This is a genomic window from Pseudomonas sp. CFBP 8770, assembly GCF_014841705.1.
Lineage (GTDB): Bacteria > Pseudomonadota > Gammaproteobacteria > Pseudomonadales > Pseudomonadaceae > Aquipseudomonas.
Genome location: NZ_JACYUL010000006.1, coordinates 92,746 through 118,697, shown reverse-complemented (window position 1 = coordinate 118,697; position 25,952 = coordinate 92,746). Strand labels below are relative to the sequence as shown.

The window sequence follows — 25,952 nt, the reverse complement described above, 5'->3', positions numbered from 1 at the left end:
CAAACTCAAGATTTCAATGCTTCGGCCAGTTTCGCGAGTTTGCCGCGAATCGAGCCATCGATAACCAGGTCGCCGGCGCGGATGACGACGCCACCTATCAGGCTGGCATCCTCCGCAACTTGCAGGCGCACTTCCCGGTCGAGTCGTGCACTGAGAACCTTGGCGAGTTTGTCTTGCTGTTCTTGGTTCAATGCGAAAGCACTGGTGACTTCCACGTCGACCGATTTTTCCTGCTCGGCCTTGTACAGGTCGAACAGCTCGGCGATCTCCGGCAACAGCAGGAGACGGTCGTTTTCGGCAACGACGTGGATGAAATTCTGTGCCTTGGCATCGAACTTGTCGCCGCACACGTCAATGAACGTGGCGGCCTTGTCTGCGCTCGTCAGTCGCGGGGCCTTGAGCAGGCTCTGCATGGTGGCATCTTGCGCCACCGCTGCAGCCAGGCCGAGCATGGCTGACCAATTGGCCAGCTGCTGGTGGGCCTGAGCGTGCTCGAAGGCCGCCTTAGCGTAAGGTCGGGCCAACGTGGTCAGTTCTGCCATGATCGCCCTCGCTTAGATTTCAGCAGCCAGTTTGTTAACCAGCTCCGCGTGCGCGTTTTGATCGATTGTGGCGCCCAGAATCTTCTCGGCACCGCCCACGGCCAGCATACCCAGTTGGGCACGCAGCGCGTCTTTGACGCCGTTCAGTTCCTGCTCGATCTCGGCTTGAGCCTGCACTTTCACGCGGTCAGCGTCGATACGGGCCTTTTCAACGGCCTCTTCGACGATCTGGTTGCCGCGTTTCTTCGCCTGCTCAATGATTTCGGCTGCCTGAGCTTTCGCTTCGCGCAGTTGATGACCCACTTTCTCTTGGGCCAACTCCAGGTCGCGAGCTGCTCGGCTGGCAGCGTCCAAACCATCAGCGATCTTCTTCTGACGTTCGTGCAAAGCCGCGATGACCGGAGGCCACACGAACTTCATGCAGAACAGCACAAAAATGAAGAACGCAACGGTCTGGCCAATCAGGGTTGCATTAATGTTCACGCCAACACCTCGCTCGTTCTTTGTCCATCACACCAATCCACTCGAAGGTTCGAGAGATCAGCCAGCGAGTTGACCAACGAAGGGGTTCGCGAAGGTGAAGAACAGAGCGATACCAACACCGATCATGGTCACGGCGTCGAGCAGACCGGCGACGATGAACATTTTGACTTGCAGCATCGGAACCATTTCTGGCTGGCGAGCAGCGCCTTCCAGGAACTTGCCGCCCAGCAGGCCGAAGCCGATAGCGGTACCCAGTGCGCCCAGGCCGATCAGCAGAGCAACAGCGATAGCGGTTAGACCAACTACAGTTTCCATCTTTCCTCCCGACTTTTTACGTCGTCTTTTGCTTGGTTTTTAGGTTTTAAAGCGGTGTTACAAACCGGTGTTTCGGCCCGGAGGGGCCTCCCTCGCGCCAGAGCGCGAGGGGCATCAGACTCGCCAGGCGGGTCTCAATGGTTTTCTTCGTGCGCCATCGAAAGGTAGACGATGGTCAGCATCATGAAGATGAATGCCTGCAGCGTGATGATCAGGATGTGGAACACGGCCCACGCCCACTGCAGCACGACGCCCAGGCCGCTGAGCCACAACAGGCCGCTGCCGAACATCACCGCGATCAGGATGAACACCAGCTCGCCGGCGTACATGTTGCCGAACAGTCGCAGTGCCAGCGAGATCGGCTTGGCGATCAGGGTGACGAATTCAAGCAGGAAGTTCACCGGGATCAGCAGGATCTTGGCGAAGATGTTCTTGCTGCCGAACGGGTGCAGGGTCAGCTCGCCGATGAAGCCGCCCAGGCCCTTGACCTTGATGCTGTAGAAGATGATCAGCGCGAACACCGACAGGGCCATGCCCAGGGTCGCGTTCGGGTCGGTGGTCGGCACGGCGCGGAACGGGATGTGCGAGTCGCCGGAGATCCAGGCCGCAGCCATCGGGATCCAGTCGACCGGAACCAGGTCGATGGCGTTCATCAGGAACACCCAGACGAAGATCGTCAGCGCCAGCGGTGCAATCACCGCACTGCGGCCATGGAAGCTGTCACGCACGCTGCCATCGACGAACTCGACCAGCACCTCGACGAAGTTCTGCAGGGCACCCGGCTGACCGGACGTTGCCTTCTTCGCCGCCATGCGGAAGATCAGGATGAAGATCAGGCCCAGGGCAACCGACCAGCCGAGGGTATCGACGTGGAACGCCCAAAACCCCATTTCCTTGGCTTCTGCAGCGGTGTGGGCAAAGCCCCAGCCGCCTTCTGGTAGCTGACCGAAGGTCAAGTTCTGCAAGTGGTGCTGGATATAGCCCGAAGCGGTTGTTTCTGCCATGGTTGCCTCAAACGCCCTAAGGTCTCGAAAGTCTTGTTTTCATGAGCAGGGGTGCGAACCAGCTGACCAGTTGGGTCAACCCGAAGACGCCGAATACAGCCAGCGGCGCCAGTGGTTTCACTCCTGCGAACGTCAGTGCGAACAGCACTGCCGTCAAAATCAGCTTGCCTGCCTCGCCGGCGTAGAACGACCGGACGATGGCTTGTGCGGCCCGGGCTCCCGTGAACCGGAATGCCTTCCAGGCGAAATACAGATTGGGCAACCAGGCGATCAGGCCTCCGCAGAGACCCGAATAACCGCTGACCGCCCCGAGCCATTGCCACAGCACCAGAGCTGCCAGCAACGCGACGACACCTTGCGCCAACAACATCGGGAAAACGACCCATTGATGGAACGGCAGGCGGTTTGGCGTGCGGGTTTCCATCGTGGCGACTCCTCAATGGTCGACGTGCCATAAGCCCTAACTTGGCATAAATTGTGCCGACAAAATGCGCGCAGAGTATAGGGGCGCTTCCGCCCCTATTCAACTGCCGGGTAGTGATTTCCGACTGCGCGCTACACAGGGAATTGTTTCAGCGAATGTGTGCGAGCACACCCTGCAACTCGTCCAGCGAGTTGTAGCGGATCACCAACTGGCCCTTGCCCTTCTGTCCGTGGCGAATCTGCACCGCAGAGCCCAGGCGCTCGGCCAGGCGCTGTTCCAACCGGGTGATGTCCGGGTCGGCCTTGGCCGGCTCCACAGGCTCGGGCTTGCCGCTCAACCACTGCCGTACCAGGGCTTCGGTCTGACGCACGGTCAGACCACGTGCGACAACGTGTCGCGCCCCTTCGACCTGCTGTTCGTCCGGCAGACCGAGCAATGCGCGCGCGTGCCCCATTTCCAGATCGCCGTGAGACAGCATGGTCTTGATCACTTCGGGCAAGGCGATCAGGCGCAGCAGGTTGGCCACGGTGACCCGCGACTTGCCCACCGCATCGGCCACCTGCTGTTGGGTCAATTGGAACTCGTGCTGCAGGCGTTGCAGGGCAATGGCCTCTTCCACCGGGTTGAGGTCTTCGCGCTGGATGTTTTCGATCAATGCCATGGCGATCGCGGCTTCGTCGGGCACATCGCGGACCATGGCCGGAATGGTCTCCAGGCCGGCCTGTTGCGCGGCGCGCCAGCGACGCTCCCCGGCGATGATCTCGAACCGCGAGTTGGCCACTGGCCGGACCACGATCGGTTGCATCACGCCCTGGGTCTTGATCGAATGCGCCAGCTCTTCGAGGGCCTGCGGGTCCATGTCCCGACGTGGCTGGTATTTACCGCGCTGGATGACGTCCAGGGGCAAATGCTGCAACTCGTTCTGATCGACCGTGACGGCCTGCTCTTCGAGCGCACTGACGGTCGAACCGCTGAGCAGCGCATCCAGTCCACGCCCGAGACCACGTTTCTTGACGGCCATTGGATTCCTTAAATGACTGCAGCGGTGCGAGATTGGCGACGCTGCCGACGAACCATCTCGCCAGCCAGTGCCAGGTAGGCCAGGGCGCCGCGTGACGATTTGTCGTACGAGAGTGCCGGCATCCCATAGCTGGGTGCTTCGGCCAGACGAATGTTGCGCGGGATGACGGTATCGTAGAGCTGGTCACCGAAGTGTTCCTTGAGCTGCGCCGATACATCGTTCATCAGGCTCAGGCGCGGGTCGTACATGGTCCGCAGCAGACCCTCGACCTTGAGGTCCGGATTGAGCAGTTCGGCGATGCGCTTGATGTTATCCACAAGGTCGCTGAGTCCTTCCAGGGCGAAGTACTCGCACTGCATCGGAATGATCACGCCATCGGACGCTACCAGCGCATTGAGGGTCAGCATCGACAGCGAGGGCGGGCAGTCGATCAGAATGTAGTCGTAGTTGTTGCGCACCGGCGCCAGCGCACTGCGCAGCCGGCTCTCTTTCATCTGCATTTCCAGCAGGACCACCTCGGCCGCCGTCAGGTCACGGTTGGCCGGCAGCAGCTGGTATCCGCCGTGCTCGGAGAAGTGCATGGCCTGGGCCAGATCGCACTCGCCGATCAGCACGTCGTAGATGGAGTTTTCAAGCGCGTGCTTGTCCACTCCGCTACCCATGGTGGCGTTGCCCTGCGGATCAAGGTCGATCAGCAGCACGCGGCGCTTGGTCGCGACCAGCGATGCTGCGAGGTTGATGCAGGTGGTGGTCTTGCCCACACCACCTTTCTGGTTCGCTATCGCGAATACCTTAGCCATTATTGCTCGTGTTCCCAATCATGCCGTGCGGCGCAGTATCAGCAGATGGCGTTGGCCTTGGCAACCAGGTACGGCCAAGGCGTGTTCGCTATCGAGGTGGAAGTCCGCTGGCAATGCTACCAGTTCGTCAGCTGGATGCAGCCCTTTCATCGCCAACCAGCGCGTGTCGCCGTTGCCCAGGTGGCGTGTCCAGTGGGCAAAATCATGCAGGCTGCTGAACGCACGTGAAACGATACCGGCGAAAGGCTGCTCGGGGACGAAGGTTTCGGCGCGGCTGTGGATAACTTGCAGGTTGGCCAGTCCCAGCTCCAGTTTCACCTGGGTCTGGAAGCGGGTCTTCTTGCCATTGCTGTCGAGCGTGGCGATCCGTTTTTCAGGAAACATGATCGCCAGCGGGATGCCAGGCATGCCGCCGCCACTGCCGACGTCCAGCCAGCTGTCGGCCAATGCCAGGTGCGGCAGGATGCTCAGGCTGTCGAGCAGGTGCCGGGAAACCATTTCGTCGGGATTGCGCACCGCCGTCAGGTTGTACGCCTTGTTCCATTTGATCAACAGGGCCAGGTAGGCCAACAACTGCTCGCGTTGATTTTCGGACAGTTCGACACCCAATTGCCGGGCGCCTGTGGACAACTCTTCGCGGTGCTGTTCGGTGACCATGGAACTCAAGCGCTTTGCTCCAACTCACGGCCTGCGCCGCGTTTTTTCAGATGAATCATCAACAGCGAAATGGCTGCGGGCGTGACGCCCGGAATACGCGACGCCTGCCCCAGGGTCTCGGGACGAGTCGCACCCAGCTTGCCCTGGATTTCCTTGGACAACCCGGAAATGCCGACATAGTCGATATCCACAGGCAGACGGGTGTCTTCGCTGGCACGCAGACGAGCGATCTCGTCCTGTTGACGATCGATGTACCCGGCGTACTTGGTCTTGATCTCGACCTGTTCGGCCACCTGTGGATCCTGCGCGCCGCCGCCGGTGACTTCGACCAGACCGACATAGTCGATCTCCGGTCGGCTGAGCAGGTTAAGCAGGTTGTATTCATGGGTCAACGGCGTACCGAATTTCTCCGCGAGCGCATCGCCCATGGCGGTGTTCGGCCGAACCCATGTGCTCTTGAGCCGCTGTTCCTCGATTTCGATGGCTTCGCGCTTGGCGCTGAACGCCGCCCAACGGGCGTCGTCGACCAGGCCCAGTTCGCGACCCTTTTCGGTCAGGCGCAGGTCTGCGTTGTCCTCGCGCAGGATCAGGCGATACTCGGCCCGCGAGGTGAACATCCGGTACGGCTCCTGGGTGCCCAGAGTGATCAGGTCATCGACCAGTACACCGATGTAGGCCTCGTCCCGGCGCGGGCACCAGGCGTCTTTGCCCTGTGCACGCAACGCCGCGTTGGCGCCGGCCAGCAACCCCTGGGCGCCGGCCTCTTCGTAGCCGGTGGTGCCGTTGATCTGCCCGGCGAAGAACAGACCGGCGATCACCTTGGTTTCGAGGTTGTACTTGAGATCGCGCGGATCGAAGTAGTCGTATTCGATGGCGTAGCCGGGACGCATGATGTGTGCGTTTTCCATGCCTCGGATCGAACGGACGATCTGCAACTGCACATCGAACGGCAGGGACGTGGAAATACCGTTGGGGTACAGCTCGTGGGTGGTCAGCCCCTCTGGCTCGATGAACACTTGATGGCTCTGCTTGTCGGCGAAGCGGTGAATCTTGTCTTCGATCGAAGGGCAGTAGCGTGGACCTATGCCTTCGATTTCACCGGCTGCCGAGTACATCGGCGAGCGATCGAGGTTGGCCGCGATGATTTCATGGGTGCGCGCGTTGGTATGGGTGATCCAGCAACTGACCTGGCGCGGGTGCAGTGCCTTGGACCCCATGAACGACATTACCGGGATCGGGGTATCGCCCGGCTGCTCGGTCATTACCGAAAAGTCCACGGACTTGCCGTCGATGCGCGGCGGTGTACCGGTCTTCAACCGGCCTACTCGCAGGGGCAGTTCACGCAGGCGATGGGCCAGGGCGATTGAAGGCGGATCGCCCGCACGCCCCCCGGAATAATTCTGCAAGCCGATGTGGATAAGCCCGCCGAGGAAGGTTCCGGTGGTAAGCACCACGGAATCGGCCATGAAGCGCAGGCCCATCTGGGTGACCACACCCTTGACCTCGTCCTGCTCGACGATCAGGTCATCTGCCGGCTGCTGGAATATCCACAGGTTGGGTTGATTCTCCAGGGTTTCGCGAATCGCGGCCTTGTACAGGACCCGGTCGGCCTGGGCACGGGTGGCCCGTACCGCCGGGCCCTTGCGGTTGTTGAGCACGCGAAACTGAATGCCACCCTTGTCGGTAGCCAGCGCCATGGCACCGCCGAGCGCATCGATCTCCTTGACCAGATGACTCTTGCCGATGCCACCAATGGCCGGGTTGCAGCTCATGGCACCGAGGGTTTCCACGTTGTGCGTCAACAGCAGGGTCTTTGCACCCATGCGTGCTGAGGCCAGTGCTGCCTCGGTACCGGCATGACCGCCGCCGATGACGATCACTTCAAAACGGGAAGGGAAATCCACCACGCACCTCGTGCCTGTTCAATGTGGGTAATTGGGATAGCGGCGCAGTATAGGGAATTTGCCTCGGCTAAAGAACCCTTCTGCACAAAAAATAACCAGCTGTGGATAGACCGGGTAATAGAAATTAAAAGAGAGAGATTTATTAAAGCTTTGTTTTTATGTTTATTACTATGCAAGCACAAATCTGTGGATAGAACTCTGAGAGCCTTTGACTGCCTACTGTACAGAGAAAATAAAGGTTGTGATCACCTGTTCATGAGCCCGGTGTATAACCGGAATTAACCTGTGGGTAACAAGGTCGCTTACCCACAGGCGGATTTATCATCAGGTTTCGGACCTGCTTATCAACCTGGCTCAGGCAGGCTTTTCCACAGGGCTCCTGCAGCGTGTATAAAAAAAAACCGCCTCGAAAGGCGGCTGTTGATCAGGTTCATGCGATGGTCATGGCGGTGGTCGCACGCCTACTTGCCGATGCAGAAGCTTGAAAAGATGCGTCCCAGCAGATCATCGGAACTGAACGCTCCAGTGATTTCACCCAGTGCTTGCTGTGCCAGGCGCAAGTCTTCGGCCAGCAACTCGCCCGCACCGGCCAGGGTCAGCTGATCACGTCCATGGTCGAGGTAGTCGCCGGCGTGGCGAAGGGCTTCGAGGTGGCGTCGACGTGCGCTGAAGCTGCTTTCTGCGGTCTGTTCGTACCCCATGCAGGCCTTGAGATGTTCGCGCAGCAGTTCCAGCCCCTGGCCCGCCCCTTTGGCAGTCAGGCTCAAGGTAACGTGTCCGTCGCCGTCCTGCTGCAGACCAATGGGTTCCCCACTCAGATCCGCCTTGTTGCGAATCACCGTGACTTTGCCGATGTCGGGCGTGAGTTCGAGGAACTCCGGCCAGACCGCAAACGGGTCGGCTGCTTCAGCAGCAGTCGCATCCACTACCAGCAGAATGCGATCGGCCTCGGCAATGGCCTTCAGCGCGCGCTGAACGCCGATCTGCTCGACTTCATCGGCCGTGGTGCGCAGCCCTGCCGTGTCGATCACGTGCAACGGCATGCCATCGATGTGGATATGTTCGCGCAGCACGTCCCGGGTCGTGCCGGCAATCTCCGTCACGATCGCGGCTTCGCGGCCGGCCAGCAGGTTGAGCAGGCTCGACTTGCCGGCATTCGGTCGACCGGCAATGACCACGTTCATGCCATCACGCAGCAAGGCCCCCTGCCCGGCTTCCCGCAGCACGATGGATAACTCGCCACGTACCTTGTCGAGCATGTTCAGTACATGACCGTCGGCCAGGAAATCGATTTCCTCTTCGGGAAAGTCGATGGCGGCCTCGACGTAGATACGCAACGCGATGAGCTGCTCGGTCAAGTTATCCACACGGCGGGAAAAAGCCCCTTGCAGCGAACGCACAGCGTTGCGCGCCGCCTGGGCTGAACTGGCTTCGATGAGATCGGCGATGGCCTCGGCCTGGGCCAGGTCAAGCTTGTCGTTGAGGAATGCGCGCTCGCTGAATTCCCCCGGACGTGCCAGCCGGCAGCCCAACTGCAGGCAGCGCTGCAGGAGCATGTCCATCACCACAGGCCCACCGTGGCCTTGCAGCTCGAGCACGTCCTCGCCGGTGAACGAATTGGGCCCGGGGAAGTACAGGCTCAGGCCCTCGTCGATGACCTGGCACTGCGCGTCGAGCATCGGCCCGTAGTGAGCGTAGCGAGGCGTTGGCACGCGGCCGATGATCGCCTGGGCCGCCTCGCTGGCCAGTGGGCCGGAGATACGCACGATCCCCACTCCACCGCGACCTTGGGCTGTGGCAATGGCAGCGATGGTTTCGCGAACGACGTTCATGCAGATACTCCGGTCGAATTTCAGATAGCAAAACGCCCCACGAGGGGGCGCTTTGTGCACAGGTTAGTCGAGCAACCCGTTAAACGGCAGGTTTGTTTGCCGCGGCTTTCTCGATACCGCGCGTGATGTACCACTGCTGGGCAATCGACAGGGTGTTGTTGGTCACCCAGTACAGTACCAGGCCAGCCGGGAACCACAGGAAGAAGAAGGTGAACACGATGGGCATCATCTTCATCACCTTGGCCTGCATCGGATCCGGAGGCGTTGGGTTCAAGCGCTGCTGAATGAACATGGTCGCGCCCATGATGATCGGCAGGATGAAGAACGGATCCTTGATCGACAGGTCGGTTATCCACAGCAGCCAAGGTGCCTGACGCATCTCGACACTTTCCAGCAGTACCCAGTACAGAGACAGGAAGACCGGCATCTGCACCAGGATCGGCAAGCAGCCACCCAGCGGATTGATCTTCTCTTTCTTGTACAGCTCCATCATGGCCTGCGACATCTTCTGGCGATCGTCGCCATGCTGCTCCTTGAGCAACGCCAGTTTCGGCGCAACGGCACGCATGCGCGCCATCGACCGGTAGCTGGCGGCCGACAAGGGGAAGAACAGCAGCTTGATCAGGATGGTCAGGCAGATGATCGAGAAGCCCCAGTTACCCAGGATCGCGTGGATATGCTTGAGCAGCCAGAAGATCGGTTGCGCGATGAACCACAGGATGCCGTAGTCGACGGTCAGCTCCAGGCCTGGGGACAACTCCTTGAGCTTGTCCTGCACTTTCGGACCGGCATACAGGGTGGCTGTGGTTTCGACCTTGCCACCTGGTGCGGCGGACAACGTCGGACCGGTGTAGCCGATGATGTAGTTGCCCTGGTTGTCCTTGCGCGTCATGACGTTGTTGCTGTCACCGGGGGCAGGGATCCAGGCCGTCACGAAGTAGTGCTGCAGCCAGGCCACCCAACCACCCTGCACGGTTTCCTTGAGGCCGGCCTTGTCCATGTCCTTCATCGACACTTTCTTGTACGGCTCGCCGCTTGTCCACAGGGCCGCACCCAGATAGGTCGCGGTACCGGTGGCGGTGGTCGACGATGGATCGGAGCTGTTGTCTCGCTTGAGCTGGGCGAACATGTTGCCGCTCCAGTTCTGCGCGCTCTGGTTATCCACAAGGTAGCCGACTTTCAGGTCGTATTCGCCGCGGTCGACCGTGAAGCGCTTGACGTAGTTGACGCCGTTGTCGCTGTAGGTCAGGTCGACTACCAGCTGGTTCTGACCCTCGGCCAGTTGATAACTTTTCTGCGTGGCGCTGTACACCGGACGCCCGGTGGAACGCGCATCCGGGCCGTTCGCGCCGGTCAGGCCGCTCTGCGCCAGGTAGGTCAGCTCACCGCCGTTGTCGAACAACTGGAACGGAATGTTCGGCATGTCCTGGCGCCGAGGGTACTCGGGCAGGTTCAGCTGGACGATATCACCACCGGTAGGGTCGATAGCGAAGTTGAGCACGTCGGTCTTGACCCAGATCAGGTCCTTGCTGACCACGACAGGGGTCGGCACAGGCAGATTGGCATCAGGATTGGCGCTGGGTACATCGGCACTGGCTTGAGTGTTGGTGCCCGGTACCGTTTCCGGCAATGCCGGGGTCGGGTTCTGGGTAGCCATATTCTGAGTCGGCAAGGCGGCTTGACCGTAGTCCTGGTTCCATTTCAGGACCATGACGTAGGCCACGACTGCCAGGGCGACGATCAGGATCGTGCGTTTAATATCCATGATTACTCGGCTATCGAAGAAGAACGGGGTGATGGGGCGTCTGGAACCGGGTCGAAACCACCGGCATTCCATGGGTGACAGCGGCCAAGGCGACGAACGGTCAGCCAGCTTCCACGCAGGAGGCCGTGGATCTCGATGGCTTCGAGCGCGTAGCAAGAGCAACTGGGATAAAAACGACAGTGATTCGCCATGAGAGGGCTGATGGCGTAGCGGTAGAACTGGATCGGAACGATTGCCAGTTTACGCATCTTGACTGTCCACTCCTGCAGGTTCGGTCTTCACCACTGGAGCGGGCCGGTTACGTGCAAGGCGCTTCCAGAGCTTGCCAAAATGCTCATGCAATTCAGGGTTTTCCACGTCGCCCAAACCTTTACGCGCGACGATGACGATGTCCCAGCCAGCCAGTATGTCCTGGTGCAGACGGAACGAGTCACGCATCAAACGTTTCAAGCGATTGCGTTGAACGGCGAGCTTGACGCTCTTTTTGCCGATGACCAGCCCCAGACGGGGATGTTCGAGGCCGTTCTCACGCGCAAGGAGCAGCAGGTTCTTGCCGGGGACCTTGCCAGATGGCGAGTCGAAGACTGCTTTGAAATGCCGGGCTGTCAGCAGACGCTTTTCCCGACCGTAGTCCTGACTCACCACCCGTGCCGAAGGATCAAACTGCCAGACGCTTGCGGCCCTTGGCGCGACGACGCGACAGGACGGTACGGCCGTTCTTGGTAGCCATGCGAGCACGGAAACCGTGGGTGCGAGCGCGCTTGATGGTGCTGGGTTGGAAAGTACGTTTCATGGTTGTTACCTGGTTCGTCCACAACGGGCCGGAATGGACCCCGTTTTAAGAGACCGGCGATTCTAGTGAAAGCGCAGCAGAAGGTCAATTTCCAACCAGCTATTACTTTTGCATCGTTTACCAGAGCCATCCGGTACGACGTCGTGAACGGGCCTCGCCTTCGATCCATTTACGTCTTCGTCCGAACCATGGAACTGGATGTCAGCACCGGTCAAATATAAAAATAGAGAAGGGACTTATTTAAAGCTTTTCTGTAATGCTTATAGATCTTAGTGAAGCCCCTTTCTGTGGATAACCGCTTTTACCCCTTGCTGGCTGGACCTCTTGGCGATCCGAAACCCTGTCCAGAAGAGGTGCTGCGCCTGTGTCGATGCTCAGGACAAGCTGTGGATTAAAACGGCTGATATCCACAGGCAGGTTATCCACAGCGCTCGACCCCCACTTGTGCATAGATCTCAGGTTGGGTTATCCACAGACCTCAGGAATAGGATTCTGCTGGCTTCAGAGGATGTTTTTCGTGCTTTGCAGTGAGCTTGCAGGTCCTACATGTGGATAAGTGTGAGGAGCGTCGGTACAATGGGGGTTGTTTTTGCCTTGCCGGCTTTCAATTCAGGGGATACCTGTGTCAGTGGAACTTTGGCAGCAGTGCGTGGAACTCCTGCGCGATGAACTGCCTGCCCAGCAATTCAACACCTGGATCCGTCCGCTACAGGTCGAAGCCGAAGGCGACGAGTTGCGGGTCTACGCGCCCAACCGCTTTGTGCTGGACTGGGTAAACGAGAAATACCTGACACGACTTCTCGAACTGTTGGGCGAGCACGGCAACGGACTCGCGCCGGCGCTTTCGTTGCTGATCGGCAGCCGTCGCAGCTCGACGCCCCGCGCAGCATTCAACGCCCCGCTGGCGGCCTCTGCGGCGGCCAGCCAGGCGCAGGCGGCCCCGGTGGCTACCGTGCCTGCAGTTGCGCCTGTAGAGGCCGTTTCCAAGCCTTCGGCGGCCAGTGAGGAACCCTCGCGGGACAGTTTCGACCCCATGGCCGGCGCCAGCTCGCAACCGGCACCCGTACGTGCCGAGCAGCGCACCGTGCAGGTAGAGGGTGCGCTCAAGCACACCAGCTATCTGAATCGCACCTTTACCTTCGAAAACTTCGTCGAAGGTAAATCCAACCAGTTGGCGCGCGCCGCTGCGTGGCAGGTTGCGGACAACCCCAAGCATGGCTACAACCCGCTGTTCCTCTATGGCGGTGTGGGCCTGGGTAAAACGCACTTGATGCATGCTGTGGGTAACCACCTGCTCAAGAAGAATCCGAATGCCAAGGTTGTCTACCTGCATTCCGAGCGCTTCGTGGCCGACATGGTCAAGGCGTTGCAACTGAACGCGATCAACGAATTCAAGCGGTTCTATCGTTCGGTCGATGCATTGCTGATCGATGACATTCAGTTCTTCGCCCGCAAGGAGCGCTCTCAGGAGGAGTTCTTCCATACGTTCAATGCGCTGCTGGAGGGTGGCCAGCAGGTCATCCTGACCAGCGACCGCTATCCCAAGGAAATCGAAGGGCTCGAAGAGCGCCTGAAGTCGCGCTTTGGCTGGGGTTTGACGGTGGCGGTCGAACCGCCGGAGCTCGAGACGCGAGTCGCGATCCTGATGAAGAAGGCGGATCAGGCCAAGGTTGAGTTGCCCCATGATGCGGCGTTCTTCATTGCCCAGCGAATCCGTTCCAACGTGCGCGAACTCGAGGGCGCACTCAAGCGGGTCATTGCCCACTCGCACTTCATGGGCCGCGAGATCACCATCGAGCTGATCCGCGAGTCGCTCAAGGATTTGCTGGCACTGCAAGACAAGCTGGTGAGTGTGGATAACATTCAGCGCACGGTGGCCGAGTACTACAAGATCAAGATTTCCGATCTGCTGTCCAAACGCCGCTCGCGTTCGGTGGCGCGGCCGCGGCAGGTGGCCATGGCGTTGTCCAAGGAACTGACCAACCACAGCCTGCCGGAAATCGGCGACGTGTTTGGTGGCCGTGACCACACTACCGTGCTGCACGCCTGCCGAAAGATCAACGAACTCAAGGAATCCGACGCGGATATCCGCGAGGACTACAAGAACCTGCTGCGTACCCTGACCACGTGAACATTCACTACGCAGCTTTTGAGGCAAGGGACTAGACCATGCATTTCACCATTCAACGCGAAGCCCTGTTGAAACCCCTGCAGCTGGTCGCCGGCGTCGTCGAACGCCGACAGACCTTGCCTGTGCTTTCCAACGTGCTGCTGGTCGTTCAGGGGCAGCAGTTGTCTTTGACCGGTACCGACCTGGAAGTGGAACTGGTTGGCCGCGTACAGCTGGAAGAGCCCGCCGAGCCCGGCGAGATCACCGTGCCTGCGCGCAAGTTGATGGACATCTGCAAGAGCTTGCCCAACGACGCCCTGATCGACATCAAGGTCGATGAGCAGAAGGTGGTGGTCAAGGCCGGACGCAGCCGTTTCACCTTGTCGACGCTGCCGGCCAATGATTTCCCGACGGTCGAGGAAGGTCCGGGTTCGCTGACGTGCAGCCTGGTCCAGAGCAAGCTGCGCCGTTTGATCGAGCGCACCAGTTTCGCCATGGCTCAGCAGGATGTGCGCTATTACCTCAACGGCATGCTGCTGGAAGTATCGGCAGGTATCATCCGCGCTGTTGCAACTGACGGACACCGCTTGGCCATGTGCTCGATGCAAGCCGACATCGGCCAGGCCGATCGGCATCAGGTCATCGTGCCGCGCAAGGGTATCCTGGAGTTGGCCCGCCTGCTGACCGATCCTGATGGCAATGTCAGCATCGTGCTGGGCCAGCACCATATCCGTGCCACCACCGGTGAGTTCACCTTCACCTCCAAACTGGTCGATGGCAAATTCCCCGACTACGAGCGCGTGCTGCCAAAAGGCGGCGACAAGTTGGTGGTCGGGGATCGCCAGGCTTTGCGTGAAGCGTTCAGCCGCACCGCTATTCTGTCCAACGAAAAGTACCGCGGCATCCGTTTGCAACTGGCGGCCGGTCAGCTGAAAATTCAGGCCAACAACCCCGAGCAGGAAGAAGCGGAAGAAGAAGTGGCCGTGGACTACAACGGTGGCGCGCTGGAGATCGGCTTCAACGTGAGCTATCTGCTCGACGTGCTGGGCGTGATGACGACGGAGCAGGTGCGCCTGATTCTGTCCGATTCCAATAGCAGCGCCTTGGTGCAGGAATCGGACAACGACGACTCGGCATATGTCGTCATGCCGATGCGCCTCTGACCACTGCCTGAATGTCCCTTACCCGCGTCACAGTCACCGCGGTGCGCAACCTGCACCCGGTGACCTTCTCCCCCTCCCCGCGTATCAACATCCTTTACGGTGCCAACGGCAGTGGCAAGACCAGCGTTCTGGAAGCGATCCACTTGCTGGGGCTTGCTCGATCGTTCCGCAGTACGCGCCTGGTGCCAATCATCCAACACGATCAGGCGAGTGCTACGGTGTTCGGGCAGGTCGAACTGGCCGAAGGTGGACATAGCAACCTTGGGATATCCAGAGAGCGCCAAGGCGATTTCACCATTCGTATAGACGGTCAGAATGCACGAAGCGCAGCGCAGCTCGCACAGATTCTGCCGTTGCAGCTGATCAATCCCGACAGTTTTCGCCTACTCGAAGGCGCGCCAAAAATTCGCAGGCAGTTTCTCGATTGGGGTGTGTTCCACGTGGAACCTCGCTTCATGTCGACCTGGCAGCGCCTGCAGAAGGCCTTGAAGCAACGAAACTCGTGGCTTCGACATGGTACACTTGACGTTGCTTCGCAAGCGGCCTGGGACCGAGAACTCTGCCTTGCAAGTGCGGAAATCGACGAATATCGCCGTGCTTATATCAAGGCGCTCAAACCCGTGTTCGAACAGACACTCGCCGAGCTGGTGCAGCTCGATGGGCTGACGCTGAGTTATTACCGGGGTTGGGATAAGGATCGTGAACTTGCCGACGTATTGGCAGGTTCACTGTTGAGAGACCAGCAGATGGGGCATACCCAGGCTGGACCTCAACGCGCCGATCTTCGCCTTCGAATGGGCGCTCACAACGCAGCCGACATTTTGTCGCGCGGTCAGCAGAAGCTGGTGGTGTGCGCACTTCGTATCGCCCAGGGTCATTTGGTTGGCCAGGCCCGCCGGGGGCAATGTATCTATCTGGTAGACGATTTGCCCTCCGAACTGGATGAGCGACATCGTGGTGCATTGTGCCGCTTGCTGGAAGAATTACGCTGCCAGGTGTTTATCACCTGTGTAGATCAGGAATTATTGAGGGAAGGCTGGCAAACGGAAACGCCAGTTGCCGTGTTCCACGTGGAACACGGCAGTATTACCCAGACCCAAGATCATCGGGAGTGAAGGCATGAGCGAGAATCAAACGTACGACTCCTCCAGCATCAAGGTGCTGAAAGGGCTTGATGCCGTACGCAAACGTCCCGGTATGTACATCGGCGACACCGATGATGGTAGCGGCCTGCACCACATGGTCTTCGAAGTGGTGGACAATTCCATCGACGAAGCACTGGCCGGGCACTGTGATGAAATCACCATCACCATTCATCCAGATGAATCCATTTCCGTGACCGACAACGGTCGCGGCATTCCAGTGGATGTGCACAAGGAAGAAGGCGTATCTGCGGCCGAGGTCATCATGACCGTGCTGCACGCTGGCGGTAAGTTCGACGATAACTCGTACAAGGTTTCCGGCGGCCTGCACGGTGTGGGTGTGTCCGTAGTGAACGCACTCTCTGAAAGCCTGCAATTGACAGTGCGTCGCGCTGGCAAATTGTGGGAGCAGTTCTATGTGCACGGCGTACCGCAGGAACCCATGCAGAGCGTTGGTGAAAGCGAGACCACCGGTACCAAGATCCACTTCAAGCCATCGGCCGACACCTTCAAGAACATCCACTTCAGCTGGGACATTCTGGCGAAGCGAATCCGCGAATTGTCCTTCCTCAACTCCGGCGTGGGTATCCTGCTGAAGGATGAGCGCACCGCCAAGGAAGAGCTGTTCAAGTTCGAAGGTGGCCTGCGGGCATTCGTTGAATACCTCAATACCAACAAGACACCCGTGAATCAGGTGTTTCACTTCAATGTGCAACGCGACGATGGCGTGGGCGTTGAAGTGGCACTGCAGTGGAACGACAGCTTCAACGAAAACCTGTTGTGCTTCACCAACAACATTCCGCAGCGCGACGGTGGTACTCACCTGGTCGGTTTCCGGTCGGCGCTGACGCGCAACCTGAACAACTACATCGAACAGGAAGGCCTGGCCAAGAAGAACAAGGTCTCGACCACCGGCGACGATGCGCGTGAAGGCCTGACTGCGATCATTTCGGTGAAAGTGCCTGACCCCAAGTTCAGCTCGCAGACCAAAGACAAGTTGGTTTCATCCGAGGTGAAAACCGCGGTCGAGCAGGAGATGGGCAAGTACTTCTCGGACTTCCTTCTGGAGAATCCGAACGAAGCCAAGGCCGTGGTTGGCAAGATGATCGACGCTGCGCGTGCCCGCGAAGCTGCCCGCAAGGCGCGCGAGATGACTCGTCGCAAGGGGGCATTGGACATCGCTGGCCTGCCAGGCAAATTGGCTGACTGCCAGGAGAAGGACCCTGCCCTTTCCGAACTCTACCTGGTGGAGGGTGACTCCGCCGGGGGTTCGGCCAAGCAAGGCCGCAATCGCAAGACCCAAGCCATCTTGCCGCTCAAGGGCAAGATCCTCAACGTCGAGAAAGCACGCTTCGACAAGATGATCTCGTCCCAGGAAGTGGGCACCCTGATCACGGCACTGGGCTGCGGTATCGGTCGCGAAGAGTACAACATCGACAAGTTGCGCTATCACAACATCATCATCATGACCGATGCCGACGTTGACGGATCGCACATCCGCACCTTGTTGCTGACCTTCTTCTTCCGTCAGTTGCCCGAGCTGATCGAGCGCGGCTACATCTACATTGCCCAGCCGCCGCTGTACAAGGTGAAGAAAGGCAAGCAGGAGCAGTACATCAAGGACGACGACGCCATGGAAGAGTACATGACGCAGTCGGCTCTGGAAGATGCGAGCCTGCACCTCAACGACTCGGCACCCGGTATTTCCGGTGAAGCGCTGGAGCGTCTGGTCAATGACTTCCGCATGGTCATGAAGACGCTCAAGCGTCTGTCGCGTCTGTACCCTCAGGAGCTGACCGAGCACTTCGTGTACCTGCCGGCAGTGGCACTCGAGCAGCTGGGCGATCACGAAGCCATGCAGGCCTGGTTGGCCAAGTTCGATGCACGTCTGCGTACCAGTGAGAAATCGGGCCTGGTGTACAAGGCCAGCCTGCGTGAAGACCGTGAGCGCAACGTCTGGCTGCCAGAGGTGGAGATCACTTCTCATGGACTGGCGAGCTACATCACCTTCAACCGGGATTTCTTCGGCAGCAACGACTACAAGACCGTGACCGCCTTGGGCGCGCAATTGGCCAGTCTGCTGGACGAAGGCGCCTACGTTAAACGTGGCGAGCGCAAGAAGGCCGTGGTTGAGTTCAAGGAAGCCCTCGAGTGGCTGATGACCGAAAGCACCAAGCGCCATACCATCCAGCGCTACAAAGGTCTGGGTGAGATGAACCCAGACCAGTTGTGGGAAACCACGATGGACCCAAGCGTGCGACGCATGCTCAAGGTCACCATCGAGGATGCGATTGGCGCCGATCAGATCTTCAACACCCTGATGGGTGATGCGGTCGAGCCTCGTCGAGAGTTCATCGAGAGCAATGCACTGGCAGTGTCGAACCTGGATTTCTGAGGCTTCGACCCGTTCATCGAACCCCGGCGCCGTTGGCCCGGGGTTTTTTTATGGGCGTCTGCCCTGCCCCTCGCGCCACCGACTGACGAACCAACCCTGGCGTGGATCTTGCGCAGGCTTATTGCAGGTGCGCTGCGGGCATGACTACGCCAATGCCGCTTTTCGGCAGGGGTGTCACCGCCCGCAACGGATAATCGATGGCTCGACACGTCTGCACAGGGGTAAAGCTCATGGACCATGCAATGGAGGGGCGGGTATCCCCCGCGACGTTGAAAAAGGTGATCTGCGCGGCTGCCGTGGGCAACTTCGTGGAATGGTTCGACTTTGCGGTCTACGGCTTTCTGGCCACGGCGATTGCCCAGCAATTTTTCCCCAGCTCGGATGCCACCACCGGACTGCTGAAAACGTTCGCGGTGTTTGCCGTGGCCTTCGCGTTCCGGCCCCTGGGCGGGATCGTGTTCGGCATGCTCGGCGATCGCATAGGACGCAAGAAAGTGCTGGCCATGACCATCCTGCTCATGGCTGGTGCAACGACGCTGATCGGTTTGTTGCCCACCTATGCCGCCATAGGCATTGCTGCGCCGATCATGCTCACGCTGATTCGCTGCGCACAGGGTTTTTCTGCCGGCGGTGAGTATGCCGGCGCCTGTGCCTATCTCATGGAGCATGCGCCGCGTACCCAACGTGCCTGGTATGGGAGCTTCATCCCGGTATCGACCTTCAGCGCGTTCGCCTGTGCTGCGGTCATGGCCTATGGATTGGACGCGTCGCTGTCGCCCGAAGCGATGGCCAGCTGGGGTTGGCGGGTGCCGTTTCTGATTGCAGCGCCGTTGGGCCTGGTCGGGCTGTACCTGCGCTGGCGGCTGGATGAAACGCCTGCGTTCCAGGCCGTCAAGCAAGAGCATGACGTGGCCCACTCGCCGCTCAAGGATACTTTGCGCAGTCACGGCGGTGCGATCCTGTGCCTGGGTGCCTACGTGTCCCTGACTGCCCTCTCCTTCTATACGTTCACCACCTACTTTGCGACTTATCTGCAGGTGGTCGGTGGTTTGAGCCGAGCGACGGCGCTGTTGATTTCGGTCATCGCCTTGGTGTTCGCGGCATTGATGTGCCCGGTCGCGGGAGCTTTCTCCGACAAGGTCGGTCGCCGGGCCACGGTGGCGACAACGGGCGTGCTGATGATTGCGGTGGTCTACCCATCGTTCCTGCTCGCCAGCTCAGGCTCGTTCGTCGCTTCCGTCATCGGGGTGATGATGCTGGCGGTCGGTGCAGTGCTCAGTGGTGTGGTGACTGCAGCGCTGTTGTCGGAAACCTTCCCGACCCGAACCCGCTACACGGCCTCGGCGATCACCTACAACCTCGCCTACACGGTGTTTGGCGGCACAGCGCCGCTGATGGCGACTTGGCTGATCAGTATGACGGGGAGCAGCCTGTCTCCGGCGTTTTACTTGATGGCGGTTTCGGTGCTGGCGCTTGCGGGCGGTCTGGCGTTGCCGGAGACATCGAAGATTTCCCTGCATGGCGATGGCGGCAACGTCGCGCACGACGGGCAACCGGTAGCGGTTTGAGCCAAGTGGATATGCAGTGACGGTGCCGGGGTTTTCGCGGGCGGAGCCCGCTCCCACATCAGATCAATACGCGCGTCCCTTGTGGGAGCCGGGCTCTGCCCGCGAACAGCACACCGCGGTACAACTGACATACTGCAGTGTCCTCTTCGCGGGCAATATCAGTCAGGTCGCCAGCAGTGCGGCCTGCTGGTCGGCGCACAGTTGCAGGAGGAAATCCCAGACCACGCGCAGCCGTACCGATTTGTGCAGTTCGCGTCGGGTGCTGATCCAGTAACTGCGCTGGATGGTTTCGTCGGGCAGTACGCGTACCAGCCGTGGGTCCTTGGCAGCCATGTAAACGGGCAATACGGCGATGCCCAGGCCGATGCATGCAGCCTCCTGTTGAGCGAGCACACTGGTGCTGCGAAAGGCCACGACCGGGTTGCGACAGAAGCTGTTGAGCAATAACAGCTCCTGGCTGAACAGCAGGTCATCGACATAGCCGATCCAGCGATGCTGTGCCAGGTCTTCGCGATTGCGCAGCGGCTCGCAAGCAGCCAGGTAATCGGCACTGGCATACAGTGCCAGGTTGTAGTCGGTGAGCTTGCGGGTGATCAGCAGGTCGGCATTGGGACGCTCGAGGTGCACGCTGATTTCGGCTTCGCGGTTGAGAATGCTGACAAAGCGCGGCACGGCCACCAGCTCGACCTCAAGGCCTGGATAACGCCTGAACAGCTCGCCAAGGCGCGGTGTGATGAAGGCGATACCGATGCCTTCGGTGACGCCCAGGCGGATCTTGCCCAGCGGATTGAATGACTGCGTAATGTCCTCCTGCGCGCGCAGGGCCAGGTTCTCCATGGCCTCGGCGTGCTTGAGCAGCGTCTGCCCTGCTGGGGTCAGTTCGTAGCCGTGGGCGTTCTGCACGAACAGCGGCGTGCCCAGGTGGCGCTCGATGCTTTCGATGTGCCGGGCGACCGTACTGTGAGTGGTATGCAGGCGTTTGGCAGCGGTCAGCAATCGGCCGCTGCGTTGCAGCTCGAGAAAGAAGCGCAGGTCGTTCCAGTCGAACATCGATTTTCCCTTGTTAATCAACTGCGCTCTGGACTGTGCGAAAACGCTCAGCCCCTGGGTGAAATCTTTAGTTTTCACCACGAAGCTAATCAATAACATGGGGAACGACAAGAACAATAAAACGGCGCGGAGTACACCATGCCATCAGTCCCATCTGTCTATGACTACATCATTGTCGGCGCAGGTCCTGCAGGTTGTCTGCTTGCCAATCGACTGTCGGCCGACCCTTCGGTAAAGGTGCTGTTGCTCGAGGCAGGCGGCCGGGACAACTATGCCTGGATCCACATCCCGGTCGGTTATCTGTTCTGTATCGGTAATCCCCGCACCGACTGGTGCTTCAAGACCCAGCCACAACCAGGCCTCGACGGCCGCAGCCTCAACTACCCTCGGGGCAAGGTGCTGGGCGGCTGCTCGTCGATCAATGGCATGATCTACATGCGCGGTCAGTCCAGCGACTATGATCGCTGGGAGGCCTTGGGCAATCCTGGCTGGGGCTGGAAAGACGTCCTTCCGCTGTTTCGCAAGAGCGAAAACCATCATGCCGGCGACTCCGAGTTCCACAGCGCCGAGGGCGAGTGGCGAGTCGAGCAGCAGCGCTATCGCTGGCCCATTCTCGACGCCTTCCGCAGTGCGGCGGCCGAGTCCGGGATCGCCAGCATCGAAGACTTCAACACCGGAGACAACCAGGGTTGCGGTTATTTTCAGGTCAATCAGAAGTCCGGTGTGCGCTGGAATTCGACCAAGGCTTTCCTGCGTCCCGCACTTAAACGGTCGAATCTGACGGTACATACTGGCGTGCGGGTGGACAAGGTGCTGCTGCAAGACGGCCGTGCCCATGCGGTGGCTGCCCGCTGGCAGGGCGCCGACCATCGGTTCGAGTCGCGCGCAGAGATCATTCTGTGCGCCGGCGCAATCGGCTCGCCGAACATTCTCCAGCGCTCCGGCATTGGCCCCCGGCCCTTGCTCGAACGCCTGGGCATCGATGTGCAGCACGAGCTGCCTGGCGTGGGTGGCAATCTGCAGGATCATCTGCAGTTGCGGCTAGTGTACAAAGTCAGCAACGCACGTACCCTCAACCAGGTTGCCAACAGCCTGTGGGGCAAGTTCGGCATGGGTATGCGTTACCTCTACGACCGCAGCGGGCCGCTGGCGATGGCGCCGAGTCAGCTGGGCGCGTTCGTGCGCTCGAGCCCCGAGCAGCCCTCCCCCAATCTTCAGTACCACGTGCAGCCGCTGTCGCTGGAACGTTTCGGCGAGCCGCTGCACCGGTTTCCCGCGTTCACAGCTTCGGTGTGCAACCTTCGACCCAGGAGCCGCGGGCGCGTCGATATCAGCTCGGCCGATCCGGACGCAGCGCCGCTGATCGATCCCAACTACCTCAGCCATCCTGACGATCTGCAGGTGGCGATCGATGCCATACGCCTGACGCGCAAGATCGTCCGGGGCTCGGCCCTGCAAGGCTTTGCTCCGCAGGAATACCTGCCAGGCGTGGACGTGCAGAGTGAAGAAGCGCTGCGCGCTGCAGCAGGACGCATAGGAACGACTATCTTTCATCCAGCAGGCACCTGTCGCATGGGCAGCGACACCCTGGCGGTGGTGGATGCGCAGCTCAAGGTTCGCGGCGTGCAGGGGCTGCGCGTGGCAGACGCGTCGATCATGCCGGAAATCGTCTCGGGCAATACCTGCTCGCCGACGGTGATGATCGCCGAAAAGGCAGCGCAGATGATTCTGCACCCGCAGCCGCTGGAGGCCATGCCGGCCACGGCGCTGCAGGTGCCGGAAACGATTTGACCGAGCGCAGGCAGTACTCGGGAAAGGCAACAGTGGAACAACAACAATAATCACTGAGGATGGCAATATGGCGGATTATCTGCAACACGGCGCGGCGGCAGCGCCTGCCGTGAACCGGGACGAGAAGAAGATCATCTTCGCATCGTCGCTGGGGACGGTTTTCGAATGGTACGACTTCTTCCTGTACGGCGCCCTGGCTGCGGTGATCAGCAAGCAGTTCTTCGCCGGAGTGAACGAGACCACAGCCTTCATCTTCGCCCTGATGGCGTTTGCCGCAGGCTTCCTGGTGCGACCCTTCGGTGCCTTGGTGTTCGGACGCCTGGGCGACATGATCGGGCGCAAGTACACCTTCCTAATGACCATCATCCTGATGGGCGTCTCGACCTTTGCGGTGGGATTGCTGCCGACCTATGCCAGCATCGGTATTGCCGCGCCGATCATCCTGGTGCTGTTGCGCATGCTTCAGGGTCTGGCCCTGGGCGGCGAGTATGGCGGCGCAGCGACGTACGTGGCCGAACATGCCCCGCAGAAAAAACGTGGTTTCCACACCGGCTGGATCCAGTCGACAGCCACCCTGGGCCTGCTGCTGTCATTGCTGGTGGTAATGGGCAGCCGCTATATCAGTGGCGATCAATTCGAAGTTTGGGGCTGGCGCCTGCCGTTCCTGCTGTCGATCGTACTGCTGGGCATTTCTACCTGGATCCGCCTGAGTCTGAGCGAATCGCCTACGTTCACCAAGATGAAGGCCGAGGGCAAGACCAGTAAATCGCCGATCCGCGAGTCGTTCGGTTCCTGGCAGAACCTGAAGATCGTGCTGACCGCGTTGTTCAGCATCAATGCGGGGCAGGCAGTGACGTTCTACTGTGCGCAGTTCTATGTGCTGTTCTTTCTGACGCAGATGCTCAAGATGGACCCGGCGCTAGCCAACCAGTTGCTGATCATCAGTGTGGTCATCGGTGCACCGTTCTTCGTGTTCTTCGGTTGGCTGTCCGACCGTGTCGGACGCAAACCCATCCTGATGCTTGGCCTGCTGCTGGCGACCTTCGCCTACTTCCCCCTGTTCAAGGGTTTGAGTCACTACGCCAACCCGCAGATCGACAATGCCACCCGCAACTCGCCGGTCACAGTGATGGCGGACCCTTCGACGTGCACCTTCCAGTTCGACCCAGTGGGCAAGGCCAAATTCGACAGCCCCTGCGACAAGGTCAAGACGCTGCTGATCAAGTCGGGTGTGCCGTACAGCTCGGCAGCGCCGGTCGACGGCACGGATGTGGCAATCACGGTCGGTGAGCAACGGATCAACGGCTACGATGAGCCAGCCCTGCGTGCGGCCATCGCCCAGGCAGGCTATCCCGCCAAAGCCGATTCAAGCCTGGTCAATCAGCCCATGGTGGTGCTGATCATCGTCGCCATGATTCTGATTGCCACGATGACCTATGGGCCGCTGGCAGCGGTGATGGTCGAGCTCTTCCCCACCCGCATCCGCTACACCTCCTTGTCCCTGCCCTACCACATAGGCAACGGCTGGTTCGGCGGATTCCTGCCCACGGTCTCGTTCGCGCTGGTGGTGTACACGGGGGATATCTTCTACGGACTGTGGTACCCGGTGCTGGTGACCGGTATCAGCTTCGTGGTGGGGATGTTCTGTTTGAAGGAAACACGGCACGTGGACCTGGACAAGGTCTGAGGTCTGAGGTCTGGTTCGAAGTTGGCGGTGAAAGGCTCGAAAAATCGAGCCTTTCACCGTCGTGCAAAAAACTTATGCACCAATTGCCGGGTTTTGGAAGGTTTTGAAAACTGCATATTCAACAAGCGGTTACGCAGCTTTCGAAGACTTGACGCGAAAAACAATACACAAGTTATCCACAGAAACTAGATGACCGGCGTGGGTGTGGTCTGCGGATGCTCCGGCAGCGCACCGATGGCTTGTTGAGTGTGCTCGTTCCAGGCCTGAACGCGCTCGTTCAAGGCCGCAATGGCCCGCGGTCCGGTGCCTTCGGCGTACATGGGTGCCCCGATGACCACTTCGATGGTGCCACGATGCTTGTTCCAGCCCTCCTTGGGCCAGTAGCGCCCGGCATTGTGGGCAATGGGCAACACCGGCAACTCCGCGTTCACCGCCAGGGCACTGCCACTGCGGGTGAATTTGCCGATCTGACCGTACGGCACACGCGTACCTTCCGGGAAGATCAGTACCCAGACGCCGTCCTTCAGCAGCGTATCGCCCTTGCTGGCAACTTCCTTGAGCGCCGACTTGGGGTTGTCGCGGTCGATGGCGATAGGACGCAACATGGCCATGGCCCAGCCAAAGAACGGCACGAACAGCAGCTCGCGTTTGAGCACCTGGCTCAGGGGCTGGAAGTAGGCGGACAGGAAAAAGGTTTCCCATGTGCTCTGGTGGTTGGAAACGATGACGCATGGGGTCTGCGGAACGTTTTCCGCACCCTTCACCCGTACGTCGATGCCCAGCATGACGCGCGTCAGCCACAGCGCACAGCGGCACCAGTAGACGTTGATGAAGCGGTAGCGCGCCTTGAAGGACAGAAAGGGCGCGATGAAAAAGCTCAGGGTGCACCACAGCAAGGCGCTGCTGCCCAGAAGCAGATAAAAGGCAAAGATTCTGATTGCCCGCAGGATCGACATAGCGGTGGATACCGTCAAGTGTGGATAAGGTGCCTGGCGACTGCCGCCAGGTCATCGAAAATCAGGGTTCCCGCAGGCAGCTCCTGGGTCAGGGTGCGCAGTCCCTTGCCGGTCTTCACCAGCACGGGTTGAGCAGCCACTGCCGTTGCGGCGTGCAGATCGCTCAGGCTGTCACCGACGAACCAAACCCCGGTCAGGGGCACGTCATAGTGGGCAGCAATGCGCTGCAGCAAACCCGGCCGCGGTTTGCGGCAGGCGCACTGGTCATCCGGACCATGGGGACAATGCACGATCAGGCCGACCTCGCCGCCCTGCTCCGCGACCAGCGTGCGCAGGTGAGCGTGCATGGCATCGAGGGTGGCCAGATCGTAGTAGCCGCGCGCCAGGCCGGACTGGTTGGTCGCGACGGCGACCGTCCAGCCCGCCTGGTGCAACTGCGCAATGGCCTCGATCGCGCCAGGCAATGGCAGCCATTCGGCAACTGATTTGATGTAGGCATCGGAGTCATGATTGATGACCCCGTCGCGATCGAGAATCAGCAGTTTCAAGG

The 25,952-nt window shown here is 59.8% G+C and carries 24 protein-coding genes; 7 read left to right on the top strand and 17 right to left on the bottom strand.

Features of this window, described 5'->3' with window-relative positions; all coding sequences use genetic code 11:
- Positions 1–5 precede the first annotated feature (5 nt).
- From IFT98_RS14805 to rpmH, 14 genes are all read right to left on the bottom strand, one after another.
- Positions 6–542: a F0F1 ATP synthase subunit delta gene (locus tag IFT98_RS14805; RefSeq protein WP_043192047.1), complete on the bottom strand. Its 537-nt coding sequence runs from the start codon at positions 540–542 to the stop codon at positions 6–8.
- Positions 543–554: 12 nt separating this feature from the next.
- Positions 555–1,025, bottom strand: a complete 471-nt coding sequence (locus tag IFT98_RS14800) for a F0F1 ATP synthase subunit B (protein ID WP_122480033.1) — start codon at positions 1,023–1,025, stop codon at positions 555–557.
- Positions 1,026–1,082: 57 nt separating this feature from the next.
- Positions 1,083–1,340: a F0F1 ATP synthase subunit C gene (gene atpE / locus IFT98_RS14795; RefSeq protein WP_002555987.1), complete on the bottom strand. Its 258-nt coding sequence runs from the start codon at positions 1,338–1,340 to the stop codon at positions 1,083–1,085.
- Between the two features lie 134 nt (positions 1,341–1,474).
- Positions 1,475–2,344, bottom strand: a complete 870-nt coding sequence (gene atpB, locus IFT98_RS14790) for a F0F1 ATP synthase subunit A (RefSeq protein ID WP_122480034.1) — start codon at positions 2,342–2,344, stop codon at positions 1,475–1,477.
- 16 nt (positions 2,345–2,360) lie between these two features.
- The gene (locus IFT98_RS14785; protein WP_122796674.1) at positions 2,361–2,768 is read right to left on the bottom strand and encodes a F0F1 ATP synthase subunit I; all 408 of its coding nucleotides are present in this window, start codon (positions 2,766–2,768) and stop codon (positions 2,361–2,363) included.
- Positions 2,769–2,916: 148 nt separating this feature from the next.
- Positions 2,917–3,789 carry a ParB/RepB/Spo0J family partition protein gene (locus tag IFT98_RS14780; RefSeq protein WP_122716089.1) on the bottom strand — a complete coding sequence of 291 codons (873 nt, stop codon included), beginning with the start codon at positions 3,787–3,789 and terminating at the stop codon, positions 2,917–2,919.
- Between the two features lie 8 nt (positions 3,790–3,797).
- Complete coding sequence (locus IFT98_RS14775; protein ID WP_049860453.1) at positions 3,798–4,589, bottom strand: ParA family protein; 792 nt, start codon at positions 4,587–4,589, stop codon at positions 3,798–3,800.
- Positions 4,590–4,607: 18 nt separating this feature from the next.
- Entirely contained in the window at positions 4,608–5,246 is a 639-nt protein-coding gene (rsmG, locus tag IFT98_RS14770) for a 16S rRNA (guanine(527)-N(7))-methyltransferase RsmG (RefSeq protein WP_192050412.1), read from the bottom strand.
- A gap of 5 nt (positions 5,247–5,251) precedes the next feature.
- Positions 5,252–7,150, bottom strand: a complete 1,899-nt coding sequence (gene mnmG / locus IFT98_RS14765; protein ID WP_192050255.1) for a tRNA uridine-5-carboxymethylaminomethyl(34) synthesis enzyme MnmG — start codon at positions 7,148–7,150, stop codon at positions 5,252–5,254.
- A gap of 461 nt (positions 7,151–7,611) precedes the next feature.
- On the bottom strand, positions 7,612–8,982 hold the full coding sequence (gene mnmE / locus IFT98_RS14760; protein WP_192050257.1) for a tRNA uridine-5-carboxymethylaminomethyl(34) synthesis GTPase MnmE: 1,371 nt from the start codon (positions 8,980–8,982) through the stop codon (positions 7,612–7,614).
- Positions 8,983–9,061: 79 nt separating this feature from the next.
- Positions 9,062–10,747, bottom strand: coding sequence for a membrane protein insertase YidC (gene yidC / locus IFT98_RS14755; RefSeq protein WP_192050259.1), 1,686 nt, complete (start codon positions 10,745–10,747; stop codon positions 9,062–9,064).
- Between the two features lie 2 nt (positions 10,748–10,749).
- Complete coding sequence (gene yidD, locus IFT98_RS14750) at positions 10,750–10,995, bottom strand: membrane protein insertion efficiency factor YidD (protein WP_082223633.1); 246 nt, start codon at positions 10,993–10,995, stop codon at positions 10,750–10,752.
- Complete coding sequence (rnpA, locus tag IFT98_RS14745; protein ID WP_049860458.1) at positions 10,988–11,392, bottom strand: ribonuclease P protein component; 405 nt, start codon at positions 11,390–11,392, stop codon at positions 10,988–10,990. Before rnpA ends, yidD begins: the two co-directional genes overlap by 8 nt.
- Positions 11,393–11,405: 13 nt before the next feature.
- Positions 11,406–11,540, bottom strand: a complete 135-nt coding sequence (gene rpmH, locus IFT98_RS14740; RefSeq protein WP_043192020.1) for a 50S ribosomal protein L34 — start codon at positions 11,538–11,540, stop codon at positions 11,406–11,408.
- Between the two features lie 622 nt (positions 11,541–12,162).
- Between rpmH and dnaA the strand changes: the two genes are divergently transcribed.
- The 5 genes from dnaA to IFT98_RS14715 all read left to right on the top strand — a co-directional run bounded on the left by dnaA (position 12,163) and on the right by IFT98_RS14715 (position 19,918).
- On the top strand, positions 12,163–13,671 hold the full coding sequence (gene dnaA / locus IFT98_RS14735) for a chromosomal replication initiator protein DnaA (protein WP_192050261.1): 1,509 nt from the start codon (positions 12,163–12,165) through the stop codon (positions 13,669–13,671).
- 38 nt (positions 13,672–13,709) lie between these two features.
- Positions 13,710–14,813 carry a DNA polymerase III subunit beta gene (gene dnaN, locus IFT98_RS14730; protein WP_192050263.1) on the top strand — a complete coding sequence of 368 codons (1,104 nt, stop codon included), beginning with the start codon at positions 13,710–13,712 and terminating at the stop codon, positions 14,811–14,813.
- 11 nt (positions 14,814–14,824) lie between these two features.
- Positions 14,825–15,928, top strand: coding sequence for a DNA replication/repair protein RecF (recF, locus tag IFT98_RS14725; protein ID WP_192050265.1), 1,104 nt, complete (start codon positions 14,825–14,827; stop codon positions 15,926–15,928).
- A gap of 4 nt (positions 15,929–15,932) precedes the next feature.
- Entirely contained in the window at positions 15,933–18,350 is a 2,418-nt protein-coding gene (gene gyrB / locus IFT98_RS14720) for a DNA topoisomerase (ATP-hydrolyzing) subunit B (RefSeq protein ID WP_192050267.1), read from the top strand.
- 230 nt (positions 18,351–18,580) lie between these two features.
- Positions 18,581–19,918 (top strand): MFS transporter, encoded by a 1,338-nt coding sequence (locus IFT98_RS14715; protein ID WP_192050269.1) that lies wholly within the window; start codon positions 18,581–18,583, stop codon positions 19,916–19,918.
- A 162-nt stretch (positions 19,919–20,080) separates the two neighbouring features.
- On the opposite strand, the gene IFT98_RS14710 is transcribed toward IFT98_RS14715, so the two are convergent.
- The gene (locus IFT98_RS14710; RefSeq protein WP_192050271.1) at positions 20,081–20,968 is read right to left on the bottom strand and encodes a LysR family transcriptional regulator; all 888 of its coding nucleotides are present in this window, start codon (positions 20,966–20,968) and stop codon (positions 20,081–20,083) included.
- Positions 20,969–21,106: 138 nt separating this feature from the next.
- Here IFT98_RS14710 and IFT98_RS14705 point away from each other — a divergent pair, with 138 nt between their 5' ends.
- Together IFT98_RS14705 and IFT98_RS14700 are read left to right on the top strand one after the other, a co-directional pair.
- The gene (locus IFT98_RS14705) at positions 21,107–22,759 is read left to right on the top strand and encodes a GMC family oxidoreductase (protein WP_192050272.1); all 1,653 of its coding nucleotides are present in this window, start codon (positions 21,107–21,109) and stop codon (positions 22,757–22,759) included.
- A 67-nt stretch (positions 22,760–22,826) separates the two neighbouring features.
- Positions 22,827–24,446, top strand: a complete 1,620-nt coding sequence (locus tag IFT98_RS14700) for an MFS transporter (protein ID WP_122716097.1) — start codon at positions 22,827–22,829, stop codon at positions 24,444–24,446.
- Positions 24,447–24,631: 185 nt separating this feature from the next.
- Here IFT98_RS14700 and IFT98_RS14695 read toward each other — a convergent pair whose 3' ends face one another.
- Both IFT98_RS14695 and gmhB read right to left on the bottom strand, forming a co-directional pair.
- Positions 24,632–25,402 carry a lysophospholipid acyltransferase family protein gene (locus IFT98_RS14695; RefSeq protein ID WP_192050274.1) on the bottom strand — a complete coding sequence of 257 codons (771 nt, stop codon included), beginning with the start codon at positions 25,400–25,402 and terminating at the stop codon, positions 24,632–24,634.
- Positions 25,403–25,416: 14 nt separating this feature from the next.
- Positions 25,417–25,950 (bottom strand): D-glycero-beta-D-manno-heptose 1,7-bisphosphate 7-phosphatase, encoded by a 534-nt coding sequence (gene gmhB, locus IFT98_RS14690; RefSeq protein ID WP_192050276.1) that lies wholly within the window; start codon positions 25,948–25,950, stop codon positions 25,417–25,419.
- Positions 25,951–25,952 lie beyond the last annotated feature (2 nt).